The following is a 20,489-nucleotide window of genomic DNA, read 5'->3' as shown; positions in this document are numbered from 1 at the left end:
CCGTAGGGCGAACGTCGCGTCGTGGGAACGGCCGGGCCGGGACGGGTCAGGCGGCCTCGGGGCGCAGCCGGGCCGGGTCGGAGGGCAGATGGGGCTCCTGCTCCTGGTCCCCGATGCTGGTCTGGCCGCCGCCGGAGTCGGAGCCGCTGCCGGGAGCGGGGAGCTTGGGCGTGACGCCGCCCCCGCCGCCCGCAAGGGCGCTGCCCTGCTTCCACTGGGACCAGGTGAGGTTCCAGTCGCCGAAGCCGTTGTCGAAGGGCGTCATGGTGGGGCCGTCGCTGTTCACGACCTTGACGATGTCGCCGGGCTGGACGTGCTCGAAGAGCCATTCGGCGTTGGCGGTGCTCATGCCGGTGCAGCCGTGACTGACGTTGGCATACCCCTGGGATCCCTGGGACCAGGGCGCCGCGTGCACGTACTCGCCGCTCCATGTCACCCGGACGGCCCAGTAGACGGGCAGGTCGTACGAGTCGGAGCTGCCGGCGGCTATGCCCACCGTCGCGCTGCGCATCTGCACGAACTGCTCCTTCTCCAGCACGACCTTGGTGCCGTTGCGGGTGTCGAAGCCGGGCTTGCCGGTGGTGACGGGCATGGTCCGGACTACCTTGCCGTCGTCCTTGAACGTCATCTCGTGGCTGCCGGCGTCGGTGATCGCCTCGATACGGTCCCCGGTGTGCACGGTCAGCGGCTTGTCGGCGCTCCCGTACAGCCCGTTCTTGACCAGGACGCCGCTGAGGGTCGAGCTGGCCGTGATCGTGGCGTGCGCGGGCCAGTACTGGCTGGGCCGATAGTGCAGGGTCTTGTCGTCCACCCAGTACCAGGAGCCCTGGGCCGCCTGCGGCGCCGAGGTGACGTGCAGGTTGGACTCCACGGCGGCGCGGGCGGCCGGGTCCTTGACCGGGGCGCTGAGGGTGGCGGTGACCGGCTGGCCCACTCCGTAGGTGCCGCCCTTCGGGCCGAAGGTGACGTGCAGCCCGGCGCCGCGGACCGATGTGGTGTCGAAGCCGCTGACCTTGCGCCCGGGGTGGCCGTCCGAGTCCTCGGTGCTCACCCGGACGGTGTAGTGGACGCCGGCGGCGAGCGGGGCGGTGGAGTGCCAGCGGCGTCCGTCGGCACTGAGTTCGCCGCGCACCCAGCGGCCGCTCGCGTCGGTGGCGGTGACGTCGGTGATCTTGGCACCATCGTCCTTCAGGGTGATTTCCAGCGGCTTGTTCGGGTCCGCCTTCCCGCCGGACGAGGTTCCGTAGGCGATGGTGGCCTGGGCGTCGTAAGGAGACGCCGCGAGCGGGTTCCCGTCGTTGCACGCGCTGAGCGCCGCCGCGAGCGGCGCCAGCATCAGTGCGCAGCGCAGCACGGTCATCCGGCGGCGCCGGTTGGCTATGGATGAGTGGCTCATGCGCTCACGCTAGGAACGGCGGGCCGGTTCCGCGCGGCGAGCGCGTACGAACGAGCGAGGGGCGGGCCGGGACATAGCCGGAGTCCCCGCCCCCCCCTCGGCGGTACCGCGTGGTGCCTATCGGATCACTGGGTGCGGTTCTCGCCGTGGTAGTACTCGAAGACCCAGCCCCACACGCCCATCAGTATCACCGGCAGGCCGAAGAACAGCAGCCACCAGCCGAAGATGATGCCGAGGAAGGCGAGCGAGCCGCCGGCCGCCAGCATCAGCGGCTGCCAGCTGTGCGGGCTGAAGAAACCGACCTCACCGGCGTCGTCGGCGATGTCCGCGTTCTCCCGGTCCTGCGGCCCGTTGTCGGCCCGCCGGGCGGTGAACGCCAGGTAGAAGCCGATCATGGTGCACATGCAGAAGGCCAGGATCAGCGCGGTGGTGCCCACCGCCTCCTTGGACCAGAAGCCGTAGACGACGGCGGCGGCCAGGATGAAGACGGCGAGGCCGCCGAACATCTTGCCTTGGAGCTTCACGCCCGGCCCTCCTTGTCGTCCGCGCCGGTCAGCGAGGCGGTGCTCGCACCGCTGGCGACCAGGGCGTCAGCCGCGGCGATCTCCGGGTGGTGCAGGTCGAACGCCGGGGATTCGGAGCGGATACGGGGCAGCGTGAGGAAGTTGTGCCGCGGCGGCGGGCAGGAGGTCGCCCACTCCAGCGAGCGGCCGTAGCCCCACGGGTCGTCCACCTCGACCTTCTTGCCGTACTTGGCGGTCTTCCAGACGTTGTAGAGGAACGGCAGGATCGACAGGCCCAGCAGGAAGGAGCTGATGGTGGAGACGGTGTTCAGGGTGGTGAAGCCGTCGGCCGCCAGGTAGTCGGCGTACCGGCGCGGCATGCCCTCGGCGCCCAGCCAGTGCTGCACCAGGAAGGTGCCGTGGAAGCCGAAGAACAGCGTCCAGAAGGTGATCTTGCCGAGCCGCTCGTCCAGCATCTTGCCGGTCATCTTCGGCCACCAGAAGTGGAAGCCGGCGAACATCGCGAACACCACGGTGCCGAACACCACGTAGTGGAAGTGCGCCACCACGAAGTAGGAGTCGGAGACGTGGAAGTCCAGCGGCGGCGCGGCCAGGATCACACCGGTCAGACCACCGAAGGTGAAGGTGATCAGGAAGCCGATGGCCCACAGCATCGGTGTCTCGAAGCTCAGTGAGCCCTTCCACATGGTGCCGATCCAGTTGAAGAACTTCACACCGGTCGGGACCGCGATCAGGAAGGTCATGAAGGAGAAGAACGGCAGCAGTACACCACCGGTGACGTACATGTGGTGCGCCCACACCGTCACGGACAGGCCGGCGATGGAGATGGTCGCCGCGACCAGGCCGATGTAGCCGAACATCGGCTTGCGGGCGAAGACCGGGATGACCTCGGAAATGATGCCGAAGAATGGTAGGGCGATGATGTACACCTCTGGATGGCCGAAGAACCAGAAGAGGTGTTGCCACAGCAATGCTCCGCCGTTTGCCGCGTCGAAGACATGTGCCCCGAATTTTCGGTCTGCCTCCAGGCAGAGCAGCGCGGCGGCCAGCACGGGGAAGGCGAGCAGCACCAGCACCGCGGTCAGCAGCACGTTCCAGCAGAAGATCGGCATGCGGAACATGGTCATGCCGGGAGCGCGCATGCAGATGATCGTGGTGATGAAGTTGACCGCGCCGAGGATGGTGCCGAAGCCGGACAGCGCCAGACCCATGATCCACATGTCGGCGCCGACGCCCGGCGAGCGGACCGCGTCCGACAGCGGCGAGTAGGCGAACCAGCCGAAGTCCGCGGCGCCCTGCGGAGTGAGGAAGCCGCCGACCGCGATCAGCGAGCCGAACAGGTACAGCCAGTAGGCGAACATGTTCAGCCGCGGGAACGCCACATCGGGCGCGCCGATCTGCAGCGGCATGATCCAGTTGGTGAAGCCGGCGAACAGCGGGGTCGCGAACATCAGCAGCATCACGGTGCCGTGCATCGTGAACGCCTGGTTGAACTGCTCGTTCGACAGGAACTGGTTGCCCGGGCGGGCGAGTTCGGCGCGCATCATCAGCGCCATCACGCCGCCGATGAGGAAGAAGCCGAACGAGGTGACCAGGTACAGGGTGCCGATGGTCTTGTGGTCGGTGGTGCTCAGCCACGACACGACCAAGGAGCCGGGCTTCTTGCGCTGGGCCGGGATTTCGTCCTCGTAGGAGTCGTCGGCCGGAGCCGCGCCCTGAGGTTCGTTGAGAATACTCATGTGGTCTTGGGCTCCGAGTTCTTCGCGTTGCCCGTGGTGGCAATGCCGGCCGGGATGTAACCCGTCTGACCCTTCGCCGCCAGGTCCTTGAGGTGCTGCTCGTACTGCTGCGGCGTCACGACCTTGACGTTGAACAGCATGCGGGAGTGGTCCTGACCGCACAGCTCGGCGCACTTGCCCTTGAAGTCACCGATCTTGTTCGGCGTCACCTGGAAGACGTTGGTGTGGCCGGGGATGACGTCCATCTTCATCAGGAACGGAATGACCCAGAAGGAGTGGATGACATCGCGCGAAGTGAGGACGAACCGAACGGACTGGCCCTCGGGCAGCCACAGCACCGGGCCGGGAAGGCCGGTGTCCGGGTCCTTGCTGGCGGGGGTGCCGACGTCGTAGACGCCCTCGTCGCCGGGGGTGAAGTCCAGCTTGTTCGACGGGATCGAGGACAGGTTCGGCGGCACCGTGGCTCCGGTCGCCGGGTTGCCGTCCACGTTCTCGACGTAGTTGAAGCCCCAGCTCCACTGGAAGCCGACCACGTTGACCACGTGCTGCGGCTTCTTGGAGGTGTCCAGCAGCTTGGACTCGTCCCGGGCGGTGAAGTAGAAGAGCACCGCGATCACGAGGATCGGAACGATCGTGTACAGGGCCTCAAGAGGCATGTTGTAGCGGGTCTGCGGCGGGACCTCGATCTTGGTCCGGCTGCGCCGGTGGAAGATCACGCTCCACAGAATCAGGCCCCAGACGAGCACGCCGGTGGCCAGTGCCGCGGCCCAGGACCCCTGCCACAGGGCAAGGATGCGCGGTGCCTCTTGCGTGGCCGGACTGGGCATGCCCAGCCGGGGATAGTCCTTGTACGAGCAGCCAGTGGCGGTCGCCAGGACCAGGCCCGCGGCCAGCGCCCGCGGCAGCCATCGCCGTGCCGGGCGCCGCGACGTGGGGTTACCCCCCACGCCCTTGTGGCGGCGGGGGAGGTCGGAGCCGTTGGGACTCACGTAGCGCCTTCCCGAGAGTCTCGCCCGCGCGTTACGAGTGTTCCGGCCGTCTGCTGGTCGGTCGGCCCGCGCGCGGACAACAGGTGTGGATGTTTATGCGGACCAAACCCTACTGGACGCTTTTTGGGGTCGTGCGGCCAGGGGGGCCAACGCGCCGGGCCCCACCCCGAAGGGATGGAATGCGGCGTTCCGGCTGCCGTCCGACGCCGTGAACGGGCAGGTTGTAGCGTGCAGACGTGTCCTATTTCGACATGGCTTCGGCCGCTCCGCTGCACCCCGTCGCCCGTCAGGCACTGGCCGCGGCGCTGGACGAGGGATGGGCCGACCCGGCCCGTCTCTACCGCGAGGGCCGCCGCGCGCGGCTGCTGCTGGACGCCTCCCGCGAGGCCGCCGCGGAGTTGGCCGGCTGCCGTCCCGACGAACTCGTCTTCACTCCTTCGGGGACCCGGGCGCTGCACTCCGCGGTGGCCGGGGCGATGACCGGGCGCCGCCGGACCGGACGGCACTTGGCGCTGTCCGCGGTGGAGCACTCGGCGGTGCTGCACGCGGCGGAGCCGTACGACGTCACGTCCGTGGGCGTGGACCGTACCGGGCGGGTGGCCGCCGCGGACTTCGCGGCCGCACTGCGCCCGGACACCGCGCTGGCCTGCCTCCAGTCGGCCAACCACGAGGTGGGTACGGTGCAGCCGGTGGCCGAAGTGGCCGACGTCTGCCGGGCGTCGGGGGTGCCGCTGCTGGTGGACGCGGCGCAGTCACTGGCCTGGGGCCCGGTGGACGGGCCGTGGTCATTGCTGGCCGCAAGTGCCCACAAATGGGGCGGACCGTCCGGGGTCGGACTGCTCGCGGTGCGCAAGGGAGTGCGGTACGCGCCCCAGGAGCCCGCCGACGAACGGGAGTCGGGCCGCTCGCCCGGCTTCGAGAACCTGCCGGCGATCGTGGCGGCGGCCGCGTCGCTGCGCGCGGTGCGGGCCGAGGCCGACGCCGAGGCCGCGCGGCTGTCCGAACTCGTGGCCCTGATCCGGTCCCGGGTGCCGCACCTGGTCCCGGACACCGAAGTGGTGGGCCACGACCGGCTGCGGCTGCCGCACCTGGTGACATTCTCCTGCCTGTACGTGGACGGCGAGGCGCTGCTGACCGCCCTGGACCGGGCCGGCTTCTCGGTCTCCTCCGGGTCATCGTGCACGTCCAGCACCCTGACGCCGAGCCATGTGCTCAAGGCCATGGGCGTGCTGTCCGAGGGCAATGTGCGGGTGTCGCTGCCGCCGGGCACCGCCCGGGAGGAGGTGGAGCGCTTCCTCGACGTGCTGCCGGGGGTGGTCGCGCAGGTACGGGAGCACGTGACGGTGTCGACAGGCGCGCCGGCCGGTGCGCCGCAGACGGCTGCCGGGCCGGGAACGGGCGGCGAGGCCGAGGAGTTGGCGGAGCTGGTGGTCGACTCGCTCGGCAAGCGCTGCCCGATCCCGGTCATCGACCTGGCCCGGGAGATCGGCCGGGTGCCGGTCGGCGGGCTGGTGACCGTCCTGTCCGACGACGAGGCGGCCCGGCTGGACATCCCGGTGTGGTGCGAGATGCGCGCGCAGGAGTACGTGGGGGAGCGCCCGGCGCCACGCGGCACCGCGTATGTGGTGCGGCGCCGCGTGTGAGGGACCCGGGCGGTACGGAACGGGCCGTACGGGGTGCGGCCGGTGGGGCCCGGTCAGTCGGAGGCGCCGAGGTGCAGCTTGACCTCCTGCGCGGCGGTGTCGCCGTACGCCTTGGTGAAGCGCTCCAGGAAGTGGGCGCGGCGCAGCTCGTACTCCTGGGTGCCCAGGGTCTCGATGACCAGGGTGGCCAGCATGCAGCCGGTCTGGGCGGCGCGTTCCAGGGAGACGCCCCAGGCCAGGCCGGACAGGAAGCCGGCCCGGAAGGCGTCGCCGACCCCGGTCGGGTCGACCTTGGCGTCCTCCTCGGGGCAGCCGACCTCGATGGCCGGCTCGCCCTTGCGCTCGACCCGCACGCCCTGGGCGCCCAGGGTGGTGACCCGGGTGCCGACCCGGTCCAGGATCTCCGCCGCGGTCCAGCCGGTCTTGGTCTCGATCAGACCCTTCTCGTACTCGTTGCTGAACAGGTAGGCGGCGCCGTCCAGCAGTATCCGGATGTCCTCGCCGTCCATGCGGGCGATCTGCTGGGAGAAGTCGGCGGCGAACGGGATGCCGCGGGTGCGGCACTCCTCGGTGTGCCGCAGCATCGCCTCGGGGTCGTCGGCGCCGATGGAGACCAGGTCCAGGCCGCCGATCCGCTCGGCCACGTGCTGGAGCTCGATCAGCCGCGCCTCGCTCATGGCGCCGGTGTAGAAGGAGCCGATCTGGTTGTGGTCGGCGTCGGTGGTGCAGATGAAGCGGGCGGTGTGCAGCACCTCGGAGATCCGTACGGACGCGGTGTCCACGCCGTGCCGCTCCAGCCAGGCCCGGTACTCGCCGAAGTCGTTGCCGGCGGCGCCGACCAGGACCGGGCGGACGCCGAGCTGGCCCATGCCGAAGGCGATGTTCGCCCCGACCCCGCCGCGGCGCACGTCGAGGGAGTCGACCAGGAAGGACAGCGAGACGTTGTGCAGTTGATCGGCCACGAACTGGTCGGCGAACCGGCCGGGGAAGTTCATCAGGTGGTCGGTGGCGATGGATCCGGTGACGGCGATACGCACGGTGGCTGGCTCCTGGGACCGGGGGTCGGTGGGGGCGGGCGGCGGGGACGGGCCGGCCGAACGGCAGGGCAGGACGGCACGGCGGGGACAGCGGGACGGCACGGACCGCCCACGCTACCCGGTGGGTGATACGGGGGCACGGCGAAACTACCCGATAGTAGGCCTTACCCCCTCCGCATCGGCTGCCTAGGGTCGGAAGCATGAGTGCTGTACGTCCCCTTGGTGTCCTCTCCTCTGTCCCCTCCTCCGCACCGGGCGAACCGGAGTCGCTGGAGCAGTTGATCGGCGACTGCCGGCGGATGGCAGCGCGCTGGCGCACGCCCGCGCGCCGGGAGCCGACCCCGGTCACGCCGGCGGGCCTGCACGGCGTCACCGTGCCGGCGGCCTCCGCCCATGTGGTGGACGAGATGGCCGAGTACGGGGAGTGAGCCCGGTCCGCGCTGCCCGACACGCCCCGAAATTCACCTGGGCGAGGTAATCCGAGCGGGCGAACGCTGACGCCGTCCCGCCGCGGCCTCCCGGTACGGCATCCCGCTCCGGTCCGGCTTCGGTCCGGCTCCAGTCCCTTGCCGGCCCGGGTGGAACCGGTTCGGGGCCCGCCGCGTCTCATCGGCACCGAGCGACACCGAGCGGTGAGCAAGCCGAAGGAGCACGACGGTGAGCAGCGAGCACGACGAAGGCCGCGCCGGCGAGCGGACCGGCGGAGCAGCGGGCACCGACGGCCCGGTGGTGGCGGAGTCCGGCGCGGATACGGCGGCGGAGCAGGGTGAACGGCAGGGGCGCCGCCGCGGGCCCCGGCTGACGATCGCCGCGGTGGCCGCGGCCGTGCTGCTGGCCGGAGGCGGCGGCGCCTGGTGGGCGGCCGCGGACGGCGGCTCCGGCAGCGGCGGGCCCGCCCCGCTGCGCATCGCCGGCCCGGACGTACCGGCGCCGGGCGGCGGCTCCACGGATTCCGCCCCCGCCGGCGGCGCCGCGTACCGGCTGACCGGCACCCTCCCGCAGGGCCCGAAGCACGCCCCGGTCTACCGGCCGGACGCTGTGAGCCAGGACGCGGTGCGCAAGCTCGCCGACGCGCTGGGCATGACCGGCGCCATCACCTCCTCGGCCGGCTCCTGGCAGGTCGCGCCGCCGAAGCAGGGACCCGCGCTGCTGGTCGACAAGGGCGCGGCCGGCACCTGGTCGTACACCCGCGCCGGGTCGCCCGTCATCGGCGCGCGCCCGGACAGCGGCCCGGCGGGCAACGCGTCGGGCAGCACGTCGAGCACGAGTTCCACCGGGACGGGTACGACGGCCACGACCGCCGTCACCGGTCACCCCGGCGCCACGCCCTCGTTGCCGGGCACGGTCTCCGTGCCGGTGATGCCGGTCGCGCCCTCGCCGGGTCCGGGCGGCTCCGCCCCGGTGGACGAGCAGCATGCGCGGCAGGCGGCGGCGCCGGTGCTGGCCGCACTTGGGTTGTCCGGGGCGCGGGTGGACGCCGCGCAGACCGTGGGGTCGATGCGGCTGGTGACCGCCGATCCGGTGGTGGGCGGCCTGCCCACGCATGGCTGGACCACCCAGCTGGAGATCGGCCCGGACGGCACGATCGCCCTGGGGTACGGGCGCCTGGCGCCGCTGGCCAAGGGCGACGACTACCCGGTGATCAGCGCCGCCGGCGCGTATCTGCAGCTCAGCGCCCGGCTTCCGGGGCCGGTCCCGGACCACGGCCTCGCGAACTGCGTGGTGCCGATGCACGGCGGGCAGGGCCTCGCACAGCCGCAGGCGACGCCGACCGTGCCCGGGCAGGACCGGACGCTGCCGCGGACCCTGCCGTGCGTTCCCGGCAACGGCCACCCGGTGCAGGTGCGCGGGGCGTCGTTCGGGCTGGCGGCGGAGTTCGTCTCGGGCACGCAGGCGCTGGTGCCGGCCTGGCTGTTCGACACCGCTCCGGCCGGAGTGGCCCGTACCTCGGTGGTGGCGCAGACCGCGGTGGACCCGTCGTACATCGCCACCGGTAGCCCCTCGACCGGCGGCCCGGGCATGGGCGGCCCCGGGCAGAGCAGCCCTGGTCAGAGCGCGCCGGGTCAGAGCGCCCCCTCCGCCCCCGCGTCGCCGGGCGCACCCGTGAACCCCGGTGCTCCCGTGAACCCGGGCGGCCCGCGGCTGCCCGACCCCGGGATGCCGGCCGACCCGAAGGCGCCGCAGCACATCCCGGTGACCGGCTACCGGGCCGCGGGCACCACTCTCACCCTCACCTTCTGGGGCGGGGAGTGCGACACCTACAAGGCGACGGCGGCCGAGTCGGCCGACTCCGTACGGGTGACGGTGACGGCCACGCCCAAGAACACGGGCACACAGCAGATGTGCCCCATGATCGCCCGCCAGTTCACCGCGTCGGTGCACCTCGCCCAGCCGCTGGGCGACCGCACGGTGGTGAACGCCACGGACGGGCAGCCGGTCAGGGGACAGTGACCGGTTGCCGGCACAAAAAGCGGCGGCACCTGGTGGGGGTGCCGCCGCTTCCGGTTGTTCGGGGCCGTTCGCCTGCCCCGGCGGGCCTCAGTGGAAAGAGTCGCCGCAGGCGCAGGAGCCCGTGGCGTTCGGGTTGTCGATCGTGAAGCCCTGCTTCTCGATGGTGTCCACGAAGTCGATGGAGGCACCCGTCAGGTAGGGGGCGCTCATCCGGTCGGTGACGACCTTGACACCGCCGAAGTCCCTGACGACATCCCCGTCGAGCGAACGCTCGTCGAAGAAGAGCTGGTACCGCAGGCCCGAGCAGCCGCCGGGCTGGACGGCGACCCGCAGCGAGAGGTCGTCACGGCCCTCCTGCTCCAGCAAGTTCTTCACCTTGGACGCGGCGGCGTCGGACAGGAGGATGCCCTCGCTCGTGGTGGTCTCGTCCTGAACCGTCATCTGCTTCACTCCCGGGTTGTACGGACTTCTGGGCAACGATGGTCAACCGTCGCCTTCGCGGATTCATTCCGCCCTGCGGACGTCTTCCCCTGTCCGTTCGGGCCAATTCCGTTCGGGTTCCGCTCGGGGTCCCCTCCGCGTGTCCTCTCCATGCTTGCACACCCCCGCCCGTCCCGGCCCGGGCACGGCTGCCGCGACCAGCGCGCGAGGGCCGTTCCGGGGAATGCGTCACAGTGACGAGACCGGTGTCGTCAATCTGACACGAAGCGACTATGATAGATAGCGTCAAGTAGACGAAAAGGTCTGCTCTGCCGGAAAGAAAGGGCTACGGGCCCGTGACCACCACAGAAACGCTGGACGTACAGCCCACGCCGCTCGCCCTGCTCCTGCTCGGCCGGGAGTCCGACCCGCGCAGCGAGCGCGGGGTGGACTGTCCCGGCGACCTCCCCGCCCCGTCCGACCCCGGACTGGTGGAACGCGCCCGCGCCGCGAAAGCGAAGCTGGGCGAGCGTGTGTTCGTCCTCGGTCACCACTACCAGCGCGACGAGGTCATCGAATTCGCCGACGTCACCGGCGACTCCTTCAAACTGGCCCGGGACGCGGCGGCCCGCCCCGAGGCGGAGTACATCGTCTTCTGCGGAGTCCATTTCATGGCCGAGTCCGCGGACATCCTCACCTCCGAGCGGCAGCAGGTGATCCTGCCGGACCTGGCGGCCGGCTGCTCGATGGCCGACATGGCCACCGCCGAGCAGGTCGCCGAGTGCTGGGACGTGCTCGCCGAGGCCGGCGTGGCCGACATCACGGTCCCCGTGTCGTACATGAACTCCTCGGCGGACATCAAGGCCTTCACCGGGCGGCACGGCGGCACGATCTGCACCTCCTCCAACGCCCGGCGGGCCCTGGAGTGGGCGTTCGAGCAGGGCCAGAAGGTGCTGTTCCTGCCCGACCAGCACCTCGGCCGCAACACCGCGGTGCGCGAGATGGGCTTCTCGCTGGACGACTGCGTGGTCTACAACCCGCACAAGCCCGGCGGCGGCGTGACCGCCGAGGAGCTGCGCGCGGCGAAGATGATCCTGTGGCGCGGCCACTGCTCGGTGCACGGCCGCTTCAGCCTGGACTCGGTGGAGGAGGTGCGGGCCCGCATACCCGGGGTCAACGTGCTGGTCCACCCCGAGTGCAAGCACGAGGTCGTCGGCGCGGCCGATTACGTGGGCTCGACCGAGTACATCATCAAGGCCCTGGACGCCGCTCCGGCCGGCTCGGCCTGGGCGCTGGGCACCGAGCTCAACCTGGTGCGGCGGCTGGCCAAGGCCCACCCGGACAAGCAGGTCGTCTTCCTGGACCGCACCGTCTGCTTCTGCTCCACCATGAACCGCATCGACCTGCCGCACCTGGTGTGGGCGCTGGAGTCGCTGGCCGACGGCAAGGTCGTCAACCGGATCCAGGTGGACGCCGAGACCGAGCACTTCGCCAAGCTCGCCCTGGAGCGGATGCTCGCGCTGCCGTAACGGTCTCCCGCCCGGCCGGCGACATGTCCGGCCGGGCTCCTCCGATCGGGGCCCGTGCGGCGGATGATGGAGCGGTGACTCCGCTCATACTGCGACCGGTACGGGACGACGAGGCGGACGCCGAACTGGTACGGGAGGTGGCCGCGGCCGCGTCGGGAACGTACCGGGCACTGCCCGGCCCGGACGACGGTCACGGCCACCGGGCGGGCGGGCACCGATGGCCCGGCGACGGCTGGACCGAGGAGCGCAGCGCCCGGCACCGCGGCCGTACCCGGCACCTGGCCCGTACCGATCCGGGCGGGTGCTGGGTGGTGGAGGACCGGGCCGCCGGCCCCATCGCGGTGGCGCTGTCCGCGCGGCGCGAGGGCACCTGGTCGCTGTCGCTGCTCGCGGTCGTACCGCAGGCGCGCGGCAAGGGGGTGGGCGCCGCCCTGCTGAACCGCACGATGGAGCACGGCCGGGCCTGCCTGCGCGCACTGGCCTGCGCCCCGGCCGATCCGGTGGCGGTACGCACCCTGCGCCGCGCGGGCTTCGACGTGCACCCGGCGATGCGGCTGACCGGTCTCGCCGACCCGGCCCGGCTCGATCCGCCGGACGGCGCCGTGCACGAGGGCACCGCCCGGCACCGCGACCTGATGGACTCCGTGGACCGCCGCACCCGGGGCGGCGCCCACGGCCCGGACCACGAGGAACTGCTCCGGCACCACCGGCTGTTCGTCGTGGACGACCTGGCCGGCAGCGGCTACTGCTACGCCGGCGGCGGCCGGGTGGAGGCCCTTGCCGCCACCTCCCGCCGCCTCGCCACCCGCCTCCTGACCGCCGCCCTCCTCGCCACTCCCCCGGGCGATCCCGTGGACGTACCCCACGTGCTCGCCGAGGGCCAGTGGGCCCTCGACGTGGCCGTCGCCGCCGGGCTGCACATCGTCAACGACGGCTTCGTGTGCCTGCGCGGCATGCGACCGCCCGAACTGGCGCTCACGTCCACGCTGTTCCCGTGAGCGGGCCGCAGGTGTCTGCGGAGCCCGGGAGCTGGCGGTCCTTCAGCGCCATGGCAACAGCCGCTCGGCATGTCGGCGATGACCCGGGTATACGAAGTCGCCCTCAGGCCCTTGCTGTCCCCCTGAGCGGGCCGCGGGTTCCGCGGCACCCCCAGGAGCTGCCGATCCGTCAGCGCCGCCGGAACAGCCGGCGGGGCCGCTTCGGCATCGCACCGGTGTCGCGCAGATACGCCTCGAAGGACTCGGCGTCGGCGTGACCGGACCGGCCGGCGGTGAGCGGGTGCGCGTGGGCGTATCGGGCGAAGAGCACGGCGTGGTCCGGGCCCAAGGCCTCGGCCAGCCAGGGGTGATGAGCGGCGGCCACCCGGGTCCGCTTCAGCGTCAGGGACCTCGCCTGCACCCGCAGCCGTTCCGGGTCGAAGCCGTCCGGTGCCGTTGCGCCGGCCACGAGTGCGGCCAGCAGGGCCCGTTGCCCGGCGGCGAGGCGGTCCCGCGCGCCGGCGAGCGACCGCTCCGGATCGGGACGGTCGGCCGCGGACGGTTCCGGGTCAGCGGCCACGCCCGCCCCCGCTCGCGTTCCTGCCCCGGTCGACCGCGGTACGGATCGCCGCGAGTTCGGCGGCGAGGTCGGCGTCCGGCGGGTAGTCGCCGTCGCGTTCCAGGAGGACGCCGGGCAGCGGGGCGCGCCGGGCGAGGTCGGTGAGCAGGTCGAGGACCGGGGCGGGCACCGGGTGGGTGTGGGTGTCGTGCCAGACGCCGTCGCGCTCGATTCCGCCGGCCACGTGCACGTAGGCGAGCCGTTCCAGGGGCAGCCGGTCCAGCGTGGCGTACGGGTCGGCGCCGGTGTTGACGCGGGCGGTGTGCAGGTTGGCGACGTCCAGCAGGAGCGATACCCCGGTGCGGTCGGCGAGTTCGTGCAGGAACTCGCCCTCGGTCAGTTCGTCGTCCGGCCAGGCGAAGAGCGGGGCGACGTTCTCCAGGGCCAGCGGGACGGGCAGGTGGTCGCGGGCGATCCGGATGTTCTCGGCGACCACGGCCAGCGCGTCCTTCGTACGGGGCACCGGCAGAAGGTGCCCGGCGTCCAGGTCGCCGGCCCGGGTGAACGCGATGTGCTCGCTGACCAGCGGTGCGTCCAGCGCCTCCGCGCAGGCGGCGAGCCGGGCCAGCCGGGCCGGGTCCGGCCGACCCGCGCCGCCCAGCGACAGCGAGACGCCGTGCGGCACCACCGGCACGCCCCGGCCGCGCAGCACCCGCAGCGACTCGGGCAGCCGACCGGGGTCGATCCCCTCGGCGACGACCTCCACGAAGTCCACTCCGGGCAGCCGCTCCACGGTCAGGTCGATGGCCGGCCGCCAGCCGATCCCGTGACCGAGCGCCGGAAGCGCGGGAGACTCCGGGCTCACCGGGCCGTGCGGGTCGGAGTTCGGTGCGCCGCTCATCCGCCGCACCCGCCACCGCAACCACCGCCGCAGCCCCCTCCCCCGCCGCAACCGCCGCCGGAAGAGCCGCCGTCGGAGGAGGACGAGCCGGTCATGCCGCCGTAGAGGGCCTGACGCAGTTCGCTGTCGTCCACTCCGGCCGCCCCGAGGTGCGCGACCCCGAGCACGGCGGCCGGGACGAGCAGCGCACCCGCCGCGGCGACCGCACCGAACGCGGCCGGCCGGCCCTGATCGGCGTAGGAGTCGGCGTACGAGTCGGCGTAGGCGTCCGCGTAGGCGGGAAGGACCTCCGTCGCGCGGCCCCCGTGGCGTCCGGCCCGGGCCGACAGCTCCTTCCCGGCCATGGTGACCCGGGGCGGCCCGACGGTCGCGACGATCGCCGTCACCACCGCGCTGACCAGGAGCTCGAACACCAGCAGGCTCACGGGACGGCCGAGCCGGATGCCGTTGACGAGCCGGGCCACGCCGACCCCGAACACCGCGAGCGGCAGCAGGGCCGCGAGCCGCGCGGTCCGGCGGCGGCTTGCGCCGAGCAGCAGGCCCCTGGCCGCCGCGGCGCGCTCGACGCCGCGGACCGGCTCGGTGGCGCCGCCCAGCCGCCGCGCCCCGCGCAAGTTGGTGGTCCCGACCCGTTCCAGCTCGGCGAGCACCGCCCGCTGCACCGGCTCGCCGGGCGCGGCCGCGCCGCACACGGTGAGCGTGTGGTCGCGGCTCGCCCGCACCTGGCCGCCCGCGACCAGGGCCTGCACGGCCGTGTCCACCACCCGGTCGCGCCCGCCCTTCACGACGGCGAGCGTGTAGACGTCCACCGGCGTCGTCGCGGTGCGGACCCGTCGTACGGCGGCGTACCAGGCGGCCGTCGCGATCAGCGAGACGGCGAACGCTCCGGCGTACACGCCGAGGAATTGCGGACCGCTCAGTCCCCAGGGCTGACTCATCCCGGCCTCCTGGCTCCCCCGTGGGGCGGCCCCCACCGCCCTCTTCGTCAACGGGCACGCCTGTGCCGCCCGGACGGTTCCGCGGGATTCGGGTGAGTTCCCGTCAGTTCAGGCCGATCCACTGGCTGTTGAACGGGAGCGGGGTGACCTGGCGGCGCAGGTCCAGCCGGGCGGGCAGTTCGGCGGCGCCGGCCCTGATCATGGAGTAGCGCATCAGGCCGGGCGGGGCGCCGGCGTTCGCGGTGGGCCCGGCGCCGGATGCCTTGAAGTTCAGGCCGGAGGTGACGCCGTTGTAGAGGAAGACCACGTAGTAGCGGCCGGCGGCGGCGTGACGGGGTGTGGTCCAGGGCACCTCGTTCACCTTCTGCCGGGCCGGGTCGGACCAGATCGGGGTCTGGTCGGCGGTCTGTGCGAGCAGGGTGCCCGTGGCGCTGTAGAGGCCGATACGGTTCCGGCCCGGGGTCAGGCCCGAGGGCTGCGCGCCGGACAGGCCGTAGAGGACGTGGGTGAGGGTGGCCGGGGAGCGCAGCAGCACCGCGGTGAGGAACAGGCAGCCGTTGGTGCGGGCGGTGGGGTTCCAGGTGGTGCCGGCGTTCGACGGGTCGTAGTTCCAGGTGATCAGGCCCTGGTCGGCGGGCTGCCAGACCGGCGGCGGGCCGGCCTGCGCCACCTTGCCGCCGGTGGCCGAGCAGCCGGTCGAGCCGGCGCAGAGCAGCGCGACGGCCCCCAGCGCGACGGCGGTCCGGCGGACGCGCGCGATGGCTCGGACCCGCATGGGCTCCCCCCTGGGCGTGTACGGAACTCCGCCCGGGTAGAGGCCGTCCGGCCCGCTCCGGTTCCGGCGCGGGCGAGCCGTTCCGGCCGTCCGGACGGCCGCGCCCGGCGGGAGGTCAGCCCGGGATCAGCCCGTCGTCGCTCAGCATCTGCTTGACCTCGTCCAGGGTGGCGTCGGACGCGGGCAGGATGAGTTCGGACGGCTCCAGGGTGTCGTCGGGCAGCGGGGTGCCCATCCGGCGCACCCCGTCGAGCAGGGCGCCCAGCGTGCGGCGGAAGCCCTCCTCGTCGTCCGCCTGGATCGTGGCGAGCAGTTCGTCGTCCAGTGTGTTGAGCTCGATGACGCTGGTGTCGTCCAGCGTCACCTGGCCCTCCCCCATGATCCGCACGATCATGACGGCCTCCTCGTCGAGTCCGCGGCCGGGGCCTGCGTCGGTCAGCTCTTGTCGAACTTGGGGGTGTCCTGCGGCTGGTTCTGCGCGGACTGCCCGTTCTGGCCGCCCTCGATGGCCTGCCGGTCGCTGCCGCCGGCCAGCTCGGCCTTCATGCGCTGGAGCTCCAGCTCCACGTCGCTGCCGCCGGAGAGCCGGTCCAGCTCGGCCTGGATGTCGTCCTTGGCCAGACCGCTCGGGTCGTCCAGGGCGCCGGAGGCGATCAGCTCGTCCAGGGCGCCGGCCCGGGCCCGCAGCTGCTCGGTCTTGTCCTCGGCCCGCTGGATGGCCATGCCGACGTCGCCCATCTCCTCGGAGATGCCGGAGAAGGCCTCGCCGATCTGGGTCTGCGCCTGGGCCGCGGTGTAGGTGGCCTTGATGGTCTCCTTCTTGGTGCGGAAGGCGTCGACCTTGGCCTGCAGCCGCTGGGAGGCCAGGGTGAGCTTCTCCTCCTCGCCCTGGAGCTGGGTGTGCTGCGCCTCGAGGTCGGTGACCTGCTGCTGAAGCGCGGCCCGGCGGGACAGCGCCTCACGGGCCAGGTCCTCGCGGCCCAGCGCCAGCGCCTTGCGGCCCTGGTCCTCGTAGGTGGTCGATTTCTTCTGCAGCTCGGTGAGCTGGAGCTCCAGGCGCTTGCGCGAGGTGGCGACGTCCGCCACGCCCCGGCGCACCTTCTGGAGCAGCTCGAGCTGCTTCTGGTACGAATAGTCGAGCGTTTCGCGCGGGTCCTCAGCCCTGTCCAGGGCCTTGTTGGCCTTCGCGCGGAAGATCATTCCCATCCGCTTCATGACACCGCTCATGGGCCTCGCGCGCCCCCTTCTCGGCAACAGCTCCAGCTCTACAGACCCCAGCGTACGGGCCCTGGTTCCATTACCGCACTGTTCGGACGCGGATGCGCTCATCCGCAAGGACGATCACGGTTCGGTGACCTCCGGCCCAGGGAGTAGGCGGGGGGCTGGGGTCGTGCGCCGTGAGTACGTAAGCTGGAGGTGTGTTCCGACGTCGTTCCCAGGATGAGCAGGCCGCCAGCACCACGGTGCTGGAGGACCAGCCGCGCAACCCGCAGGCCCCCAAGGGGCGCCCCACTCCCAAGCGCAGCGAGGCACAGACCGCGCGGCGCAAGGCGGCGACCGCGCCCACCGACCGCAAGGCGGCGGCCCGCGCGGCCCGTGAGGCGCGCCGCATCGACCTCGCCAAGCAGCGCGAGGCGCTGGCCGGCGGTGACGAGCGGTATCTGCCGAACCGCGACCGCGGCCCCATTCGCAAGTACGTCCGCGACTACGTGGACGCCCGCTTCCGGGTGGCCGAGTTCTTCCTGCCCATCGCCGTGGTCATCCTGGTCATGAGCATCGTCCAGGTCAGCTCGCTGCGTGACCTGTCGCTGCTGCTGTGGCTGGTGGTCATCGTGATGATCGTGGGCGACTCCATCGTCACGGGTCTGCGGCTGCGCATGCTGCTGCGCAAGGAGTTCGCGGGCCAGAACACCAAGGGCGCGGTGGCGTACGGCCTGATGCGCACCCTCCAGATGCGGCGGCTGCGGATGCCGAAACCCCAGGTCGGCCGCGGCTCCAAGCGTTGAGCACCCCGGCCGGCGGCCGCGGCCCCGCCACGGGTTACGGCGGGTTTCCCGAGGTCCCCGGCGTTTCCGGCCTGCCCGGCTTTTCCGGCACTCCCGGTCCGCCCGCCGCGAGCGTGCCCGCGGGCGCCTCGGGCTTCACCGGCGGCGCCGAGGGCTGGTTGTCCGGGCTCGGCGGCCTGCGCAACGTGGTGCGCCAGGAGCTGGTGACCCGGCAGCTCGACGAACAGATCGCCGCGTGTTTCCCGCTGCCGACCGGCTCGCACGCGCTGCGCCGGCTGCGGGTGCTGGACGTGGGCCCCGGCCAGGGCACCCAGGCGCTGCGGCTGGCCCGGGCCGGCCACCTGGTGACCGGCCTGGAGGCCGACCCCACGATGCTGGCCACCCTGCGGGCCGCGGTGGCGGCCGAGCCCGAGGACGTACGCAACCGCTTCGTGGTCCTGCCCGGCGACGGCCGGCACGCCGGCCGGCTGTTCGCACCGGCCTGCTTCGACGTGGTGCTGTGCCACGGCGTGCTGATGTACCTGCCCGATCCGGAACCGATGCTGGCGGCGCTGGCCCGGGTCCTGGCGCCCGGCGGCCTGCTGTCGCTGGTGGTGCGCAACGGGGACGCGCTGGCCATGCGGCCCGGGCTGCTCGGCGACTGGCGGACGGCGCTCGCCTCCTTCGGGTCCGCCGTCTACACCAACCGGCTGGGCCTGGCCACCAGGGCGGACCGCCTGGCCGACCTGAGCGAGACCCTCGCGGACATCGGGGTGCCGCTGCGGGTCTGGTACGGGGTGCGGGTCTTCACCGACACCGCCGCCGACCGGGCCGCGGCCCCGCCCGACCCGGCGGAATTCGCCCAGCTGCTGGACGCCGAGGACCGCGCCGGACGCGAGGACCCTTATCGCTCGGTGGCCGCACTGCTTCACCTGTGCGGGGTCCGCGGCTGACGCCCGGCCGTCCGCGCCCGGGCGCCGGATCCGTACCCGATCGCCGCCCGCGCCGTAACGCCACGCCCTGAGCCGCCCGGGACCCGTTTGGCGGCCCGGGCCGGGCCGCGACGCCCGCGACGGCGCGACAATTCGGATATGAGTGGATCACGCCTGTTGCGGGTCCGGCCGGGCCCGCATCCCAAGCTGTGGCTGCCGGCCGGGCTCGCGGCGGCCGCCCTGCTCGTGACGGGGTGCACCTCGTCCGGCGCCTCGTCCTCGTCCCCCGGCGCCGCGACGCGGAGCCCGCGGACCGCCGGGGTGGCCCTGGCGGCGAGCAACGACCTGCAGAACGCGTACGAGAACGCCGTGAGGACCGTGCTGCCGTCGGTCGTGCAGATCACCACCAGCCAGGACCTGGGCTCCGGGGTGGTCTACGACACCAAGGGCGACATCGTGACCAACGCCCATGTGCTGGGCAACGCCAAGTCCTTCGACGTGCAGCTCGCCACCGGCGGCAAGCCGCTGGCCGCGCGCCTGGTGTCGTCCTTCGCCGCCAGCGACCTGGCGGTGATCCGGCTGACTTCGCCGCCCAGCGGCCTCAAACCCGCGACCTTCGCCGACTCCTCCACGGTGGCGGTCGGCGAGATCGTGCTGGCGATGGGCAACCCGCTGGGGCTGTCCGGCAGCGTCACCCAGGGCATCGTCTCGGCCACCGGCCGCACCGTGAGCGAGGCCGGGAGCAGCGGCGGCACCGGCGCGACCATCCCCGACATGGTGCAGACCTCGGCCGCGATCAACCCGGGCAACAGCGGGGGCGCGCTGGTGAACCTGGACAACCAGGTGATCGGCATCCCCACCCTGGCGGCCACCGACCCGCAGTTCGGCAGCGGCGCCGCGCCCGGCATCGGCTTCGCGCTCCCGTCCTCGACGGTCAAGCGGATCGCCGACCAGATCATCGCCAACGGCAAGGTGACCAACTCCGGCCGCGCCGCGCTCGGCGTCACCGTGCGCGGAGTGGTCTCGGGCACCCAGCCGGCCGGCGCCGCGATCGTCCGGGTCGGTCAGGGCGGGGCGGCGCAGAAGGCCGGGCTGCGCGTCGGCGACGTGATCACCAAGGTCGACAACACCGCCATCACCACCGTGCAGACGCTCACCGACACCCTGGCCGGCCTCAAACCGGGCCAGCAGGTGCCGGTGACCTACCAGCGCGACGGCGTGAGCCACACGGTGCAGGTGACGCTGGGGTCGCTGTGACGGCCGGCCGGGGCGCCGGAATCCCGGCCGGCGCCCGCGTCGCCGTCGTGGTGCGGTCGGTACGGTCCCGGGCCCGCTTTCACGCCTCCGGCGCGTCCGCGTGCAGGCTCATCGGGCCGTAGATCTTCAGGTCGTCCTCGAAGAGCACGACCTGGTCGGCGCCGCCCTCCAGCAGGTCCTTCCACACCTCGCCGATCCACGACTCGGCGTCCCCCTGCGTGGTGAACTCCTCCGGCTGCACAGCGGGCGGCACCTCGGTGCCGTCGTCCTTCTCGAACCGCCACGTCCACGTCATGCGTCTCTCCTCGGTTCCTCGACCCTCGGTCCTGGGGCTCGACGAGCCGGTACGGCCGCCTGGGGAAGCGTATCGGCCCGAGATCCACTCGCGGGAGCGGTCGGCGCGGCGCCGTCGGCCGTGCCGGGGCCCGAAAACGTAC

At 72.5% G+C, this 20,489-nt stretch carries 19 protein-coding genes and 1 pseudogene; 8 read left to right on the top strand and 12 right to left on the bottom strand.

Going from position 1 to position 20,489, the window contains the following annotated elements:
• Positions 1–46: 46 nt before the first annotated feature.
• From ITX44_RS12935 to ctaC, 4 genes are all read right to left on the bottom strand, one after another.
• Positions 47–1,396, bottom strand: coding sequence for a L,D-transpeptidase (locus ITX44_RS12935; protein WP_205357306.1), 1,350 nt, complete (start codon positions 1,394–1,396; stop codon positions 47–49).
• A gap of 125 nt (positions 1,397–1,521) precedes the next feature.
• On the bottom strand, positions 1,522–1,920 hold the full coding sequence (locus ITX44_RS12930) for a cytochrome c oxidase subunit 4 (protein ID WP_205357305.1): 399 nt from the start codon (positions 1,918–1,920) through the stop codon (positions 1,522–1,524).
• Positions 1,917–3,659 carry an aa3-type cytochrome oxidase subunit I gene (gene ctaD / locus ITX44_RS12925; RefSeq protein WP_236060494.1) on the bottom strand — a complete coding sequence of 581 codons (1,743 nt, stop codon included), beginning with the start codon at positions 3,657–3,659 and terminating at the stop codon, positions 1,917–1,919. The genes ITX44_RS12930 and ctaD overlap by 4 nt, the downstream gene beginning before the upstream one ends.
• On the bottom strand, positions 3,656–4,648 hold the full coding sequence (gene ctaC / locus ITX44_RS12920) for an aa3-type cytochrome oxidase subunit II (RefSeq protein WP_205357304.1): 993 nt from the start codon (positions 4,646–4,648) through the stop codon (positions 3,656–3,658). Before ctaC ends, ctaD begins: the two co-directional genes overlap by 4 nt.
• Before the next feature lie 236 nt (positions 4,649–4,884).
• Here ctaC and ITX44_RS12915 point away from each other — a divergent pair, with 236 nt between their 5' ends.
• Positions 4,885–6,291, top strand: a complete 1,407-nt coding sequence (locus ITX44_RS12915; protein WP_205357303.1) for a cysteine desulfurase/sulfurtransferase TusA family protein — start codon at positions 4,885–4,887, stop codon at positions 6,289–6,291.
• Between the two features lie 53 nt (positions 6,292–6,344).
• Here the strand turns inward: ITX44_RS12915 and ITX44_RS12910 are convergent, their stop codons facing one another.
• Positions 6,345–7,328 (bottom strand): carbohydrate kinase family protein, encoded by a 984-nt coding sequence (locus ITX44_RS12910; RefSeq protein ID WP_205357302.1) that lies wholly within the window; start codon positions 7,326–7,328, stop codon positions 6,345–6,347.
• Between the two features lie 200 nt (positions 7,329–7,528).
• Here ITX44_RS12910 and ITX44_RS12905 point away from each other — a divergent pair, with 200 nt between their 5' ends.
• Positions 7,529–7,756, top strand: a complete 228-nt coding sequence (locus ITX44_RS12905) for a hypothetical protein (RefSeq protein WP_205357301.1) — start codon at positions 7,529–7,531, stop codon at positions 7,754–7,756.
• Between the two features lie 229 nt (positions 7,757–7,985).
• Positions 7,986–9,779, top strand: coding sequence for a hypothetical protein (locus ITX44_RS12900; RefSeq protein ID WP_205357300.1), 1,794 nt, complete (start codon positions 7,986–7,988; stop codon positions 9,777–9,779).
• Positions 9,780–9,866: 87 nt separating this feature from the next.
• Here the strand turns inward: ITX44_RS12900 and ITX44_RS12895 are convergent, their stop codons facing one another.
• Positions 9,867–10,220, bottom strand: coding sequence for a HesB/IscA family protein (locus ITX44_RS12895; protein WP_205357566.1), 354 nt, complete (start codon positions 10,218–10,220; stop codon positions 9,867–9,869).
• A 335-nt stretch (positions 10,221–10,555) separates the two neighbouring features.
• Between ITX44_RS12895 and nadA the strand changes: the two genes are divergently transcribed.
• Together nadA and ITX44_RS12885 are read left to right on the top strand one after the other, a co-directional pair.
• Entirely contained in the window at positions 10,556–11,728 is a 1,173-nt protein-coding gene (gene nadA / locus ITX44_RS12890) for a quinolinate synthase NadA (protein WP_205357299.1), read from the top strand.
• A 74-nt stretch (positions 11,729–11,802) separates the two neighbouring features.
• Positions 11,803–12,726, top strand: a complete 924-nt coding sequence (locus tag ITX44_RS12885) for a GNAT family N-acetyltransferase (protein WP_307795241.1) — start codon at positions 11,803–11,805, stop codon at positions 12,724–12,726.
• A gap of 169 nt (positions 12,727–12,895) precedes the next feature.
• Here the strand turns inward: ITX44_RS12885 and ITX44_RS12880 are convergent.
• From ITX44_RS12880 to ITX44_RS12860, 5 genes and pseudogenes are all read right to left on the bottom strand, one after another.
• Positions 12,896–14,165: pseudogene (locus tag ITX44_RS12880) on the bottom strand (MbnB/TglH/ChrH family RiPP precursor modification enzyme).
• Complete coding sequence (locus ITX44_RS12875) at positions 14,162–15,103, bottom strand: TIGR04222 domain-containing membrane protein (protein WP_205357297.1); 942 nt, start codon at positions 15,101–15,103, stop codon at positions 14,162–14,164. Before ITX44_RS12875 ends, ITX44_RS12880 begins: the two are co-directional and overlap by 4 nt.
• 103 nt (positions 15,104–15,206) lie before the next feature.
• Positions 15,207–15,878, bottom strand: a complete 672-nt coding sequence (locus ITX44_RS12870; protein ID WP_205357296.1) for a hypothetical protein — start codon at positions 15,876–15,878, stop codon at positions 15,207–15,209.
• 115 nt (positions 15,879–15,993) lie between these two features.
• Positions 15,994–16,272, bottom strand: coding sequence for a PspA-associated protein PspAA (gene pspAA, locus ITX44_RS12865; protein ID WP_205357295.1), 279 nt, complete (start codon positions 16,270–16,272; stop codon positions 15,994–15,996).
• A 41-nt stretch (positions 16,273–16,313) separates the two neighbouring features.
• A complete protein-coding gene (locus ITX44_RS12860) occupies positions 16,314–17,105 on the bottom strand; it encodes a PspA/IM30 family protein (protein WP_205357294.1) in 792 nt (263 codons plus the stop codon).
• Positions 17,106–17,296: 191 nt separating this feature from the next.
• Here ITX44_RS12860 and ITX44_RS12855 point away from each other — a divergent pair, with 191 nt between their 5' ends.
• The 3 genes from ITX44_RS12855 to ITX44_RS12845 all read left to right on the top strand — a co-directional run bounded on the left by ITX44_RS12855 (position 17,297) and on the right by ITX44_RS12845 (position 20,052).
• A complete protein-coding gene (locus ITX44_RS12855) occupies positions 17,297–17,884 on the top strand; it encodes a DUF3043 domain-containing protein (RefSeq protein WP_205357293.1) in 588 nt (195 codons plus the stop codon).
• 158 nt (positions 17,885–18,042) lie between these two features.
• Entirely contained in the window at positions 18,043–18,816 is a 774-nt protein-coding gene (locus ITX44_RS12850) for a class I SAM-dependent methyltransferase (RefSeq protein ID WP_236060531.1), read from the top strand.
• Between the two features lie 138 nt (positions 18,817–18,954).
• Positions 18,955–20,052, top strand: a complete 1,098-nt coding sequence (locus ITX44_RS12845) for a S1C family serine protease (RefSeq protein ID WP_205357292.1) — start codon at positions 18,955–18,957, stop codon at positions 20,050–20,052.
• 79 nt (positions 20,053–20,131) lie between these two features.
• Here ITX44_RS12845 and ITX44_RS12840 read toward each other — a convergent pair whose 3' ends face one another.
• Complete coding sequence (locus ITX44_RS12840) at positions 20,132–20,347, bottom strand: hypothetical protein (protein ID WP_205357291.1); 216 nt, start codon at positions 20,345–20,347, stop codon at positions 20,132–20,134.
• Between the last annotated feature and the right edge of the window lie 142 nt (positions 20,348–20,489).

The organism is Actinacidiphila acididurans (genome assembly GCF_016918855.1).
Lineage (GTDB): Bacteria > Actinomycetota > Actinomycetes > Streptomycetales > Streptomycetaceae > Actinacidiphila > Actinacidiphila acididurans.
The sequence above is the reverse complement of the archived record's forward strand: the minus strand, read 5'-3'. Positions and strand labels throughout refer to the sequence as shown.

Excerpts from the sequence above, each read along its gene's own strand:
- ctaD (WP_236060494.1), bottom strand. The coding sequence starts at position 3,659 with ATGAGTATTCTCAACGAACCTCAGGGCGCGGCTCCGGCCGACGACTCC.
- pspAA (WP_205357295.1), bottom strand. The coding sequence starts at position 16,272 with ATGATCGTGCGGATCATGGGGGAGGGCCAGGTGACGCTGGACGACACC.
- ITX44_RS12860 (WP_205357294.1), bottom strand. The coding sequence starts at position 17,105 with ATGAGCGGTGTCATGAAGCGGATGGGAATGATCTTCCGCGCGAAGGCC.
- ITX44_RS12875 (WP_205357297.1), bottom strand. The coding sequence starts at position 15,103 with ATGAGTCAGCCCTGGGGACTGAGCGGTCCGCAATTCCTCGGCGTGTAC.
- ITX44_RS12870 (WP_205357296.1), bottom strand. The coding sequence starts at position 15,878 with ATGCGGGTCCGAGCCATCGCGCGCGTCCGCCGGACCGCCGTCGCGCTG.
- ITX44_RS12845 (WP_205357292.1), top strand. The coding sequence starts at position 18,955 with ATGAGTGGATCACGCCTGTTGCGGGTCCGGCCGGGCCCGCATCCCAAG.
- ITX44_RS12935 (WP_205357306.1), bottom strand. The coding sequence starts at position 1,396 with ATGAGCCACTCATCCATAGCCAACCGGCGCCGCCGGATGACCGTGCTG.
- ITX44_RS12905 (WP_205357301.1), top strand. The coding sequence starts at position 7,529 with ATGAGTGCTGTACGTCCCCTTGGTGTCCTCTCCTCTGTCCCCTCCTCC.
- ITX44_RS12840 (WP_205357291.1), bottom strand. The coding sequence starts at position 20,347 with ATGACGTGGACGTGGCGGTTCGAGAAGGACGACGGCACCGAGGTGCCG.
- ITX44_RS12895 (WP_205357566.1), bottom strand. The coding sequence starts at position 10,220 with ATGACGGTTCAGGACGAGACCACCACGAGCGAGGGCATCCTCCTGTCC.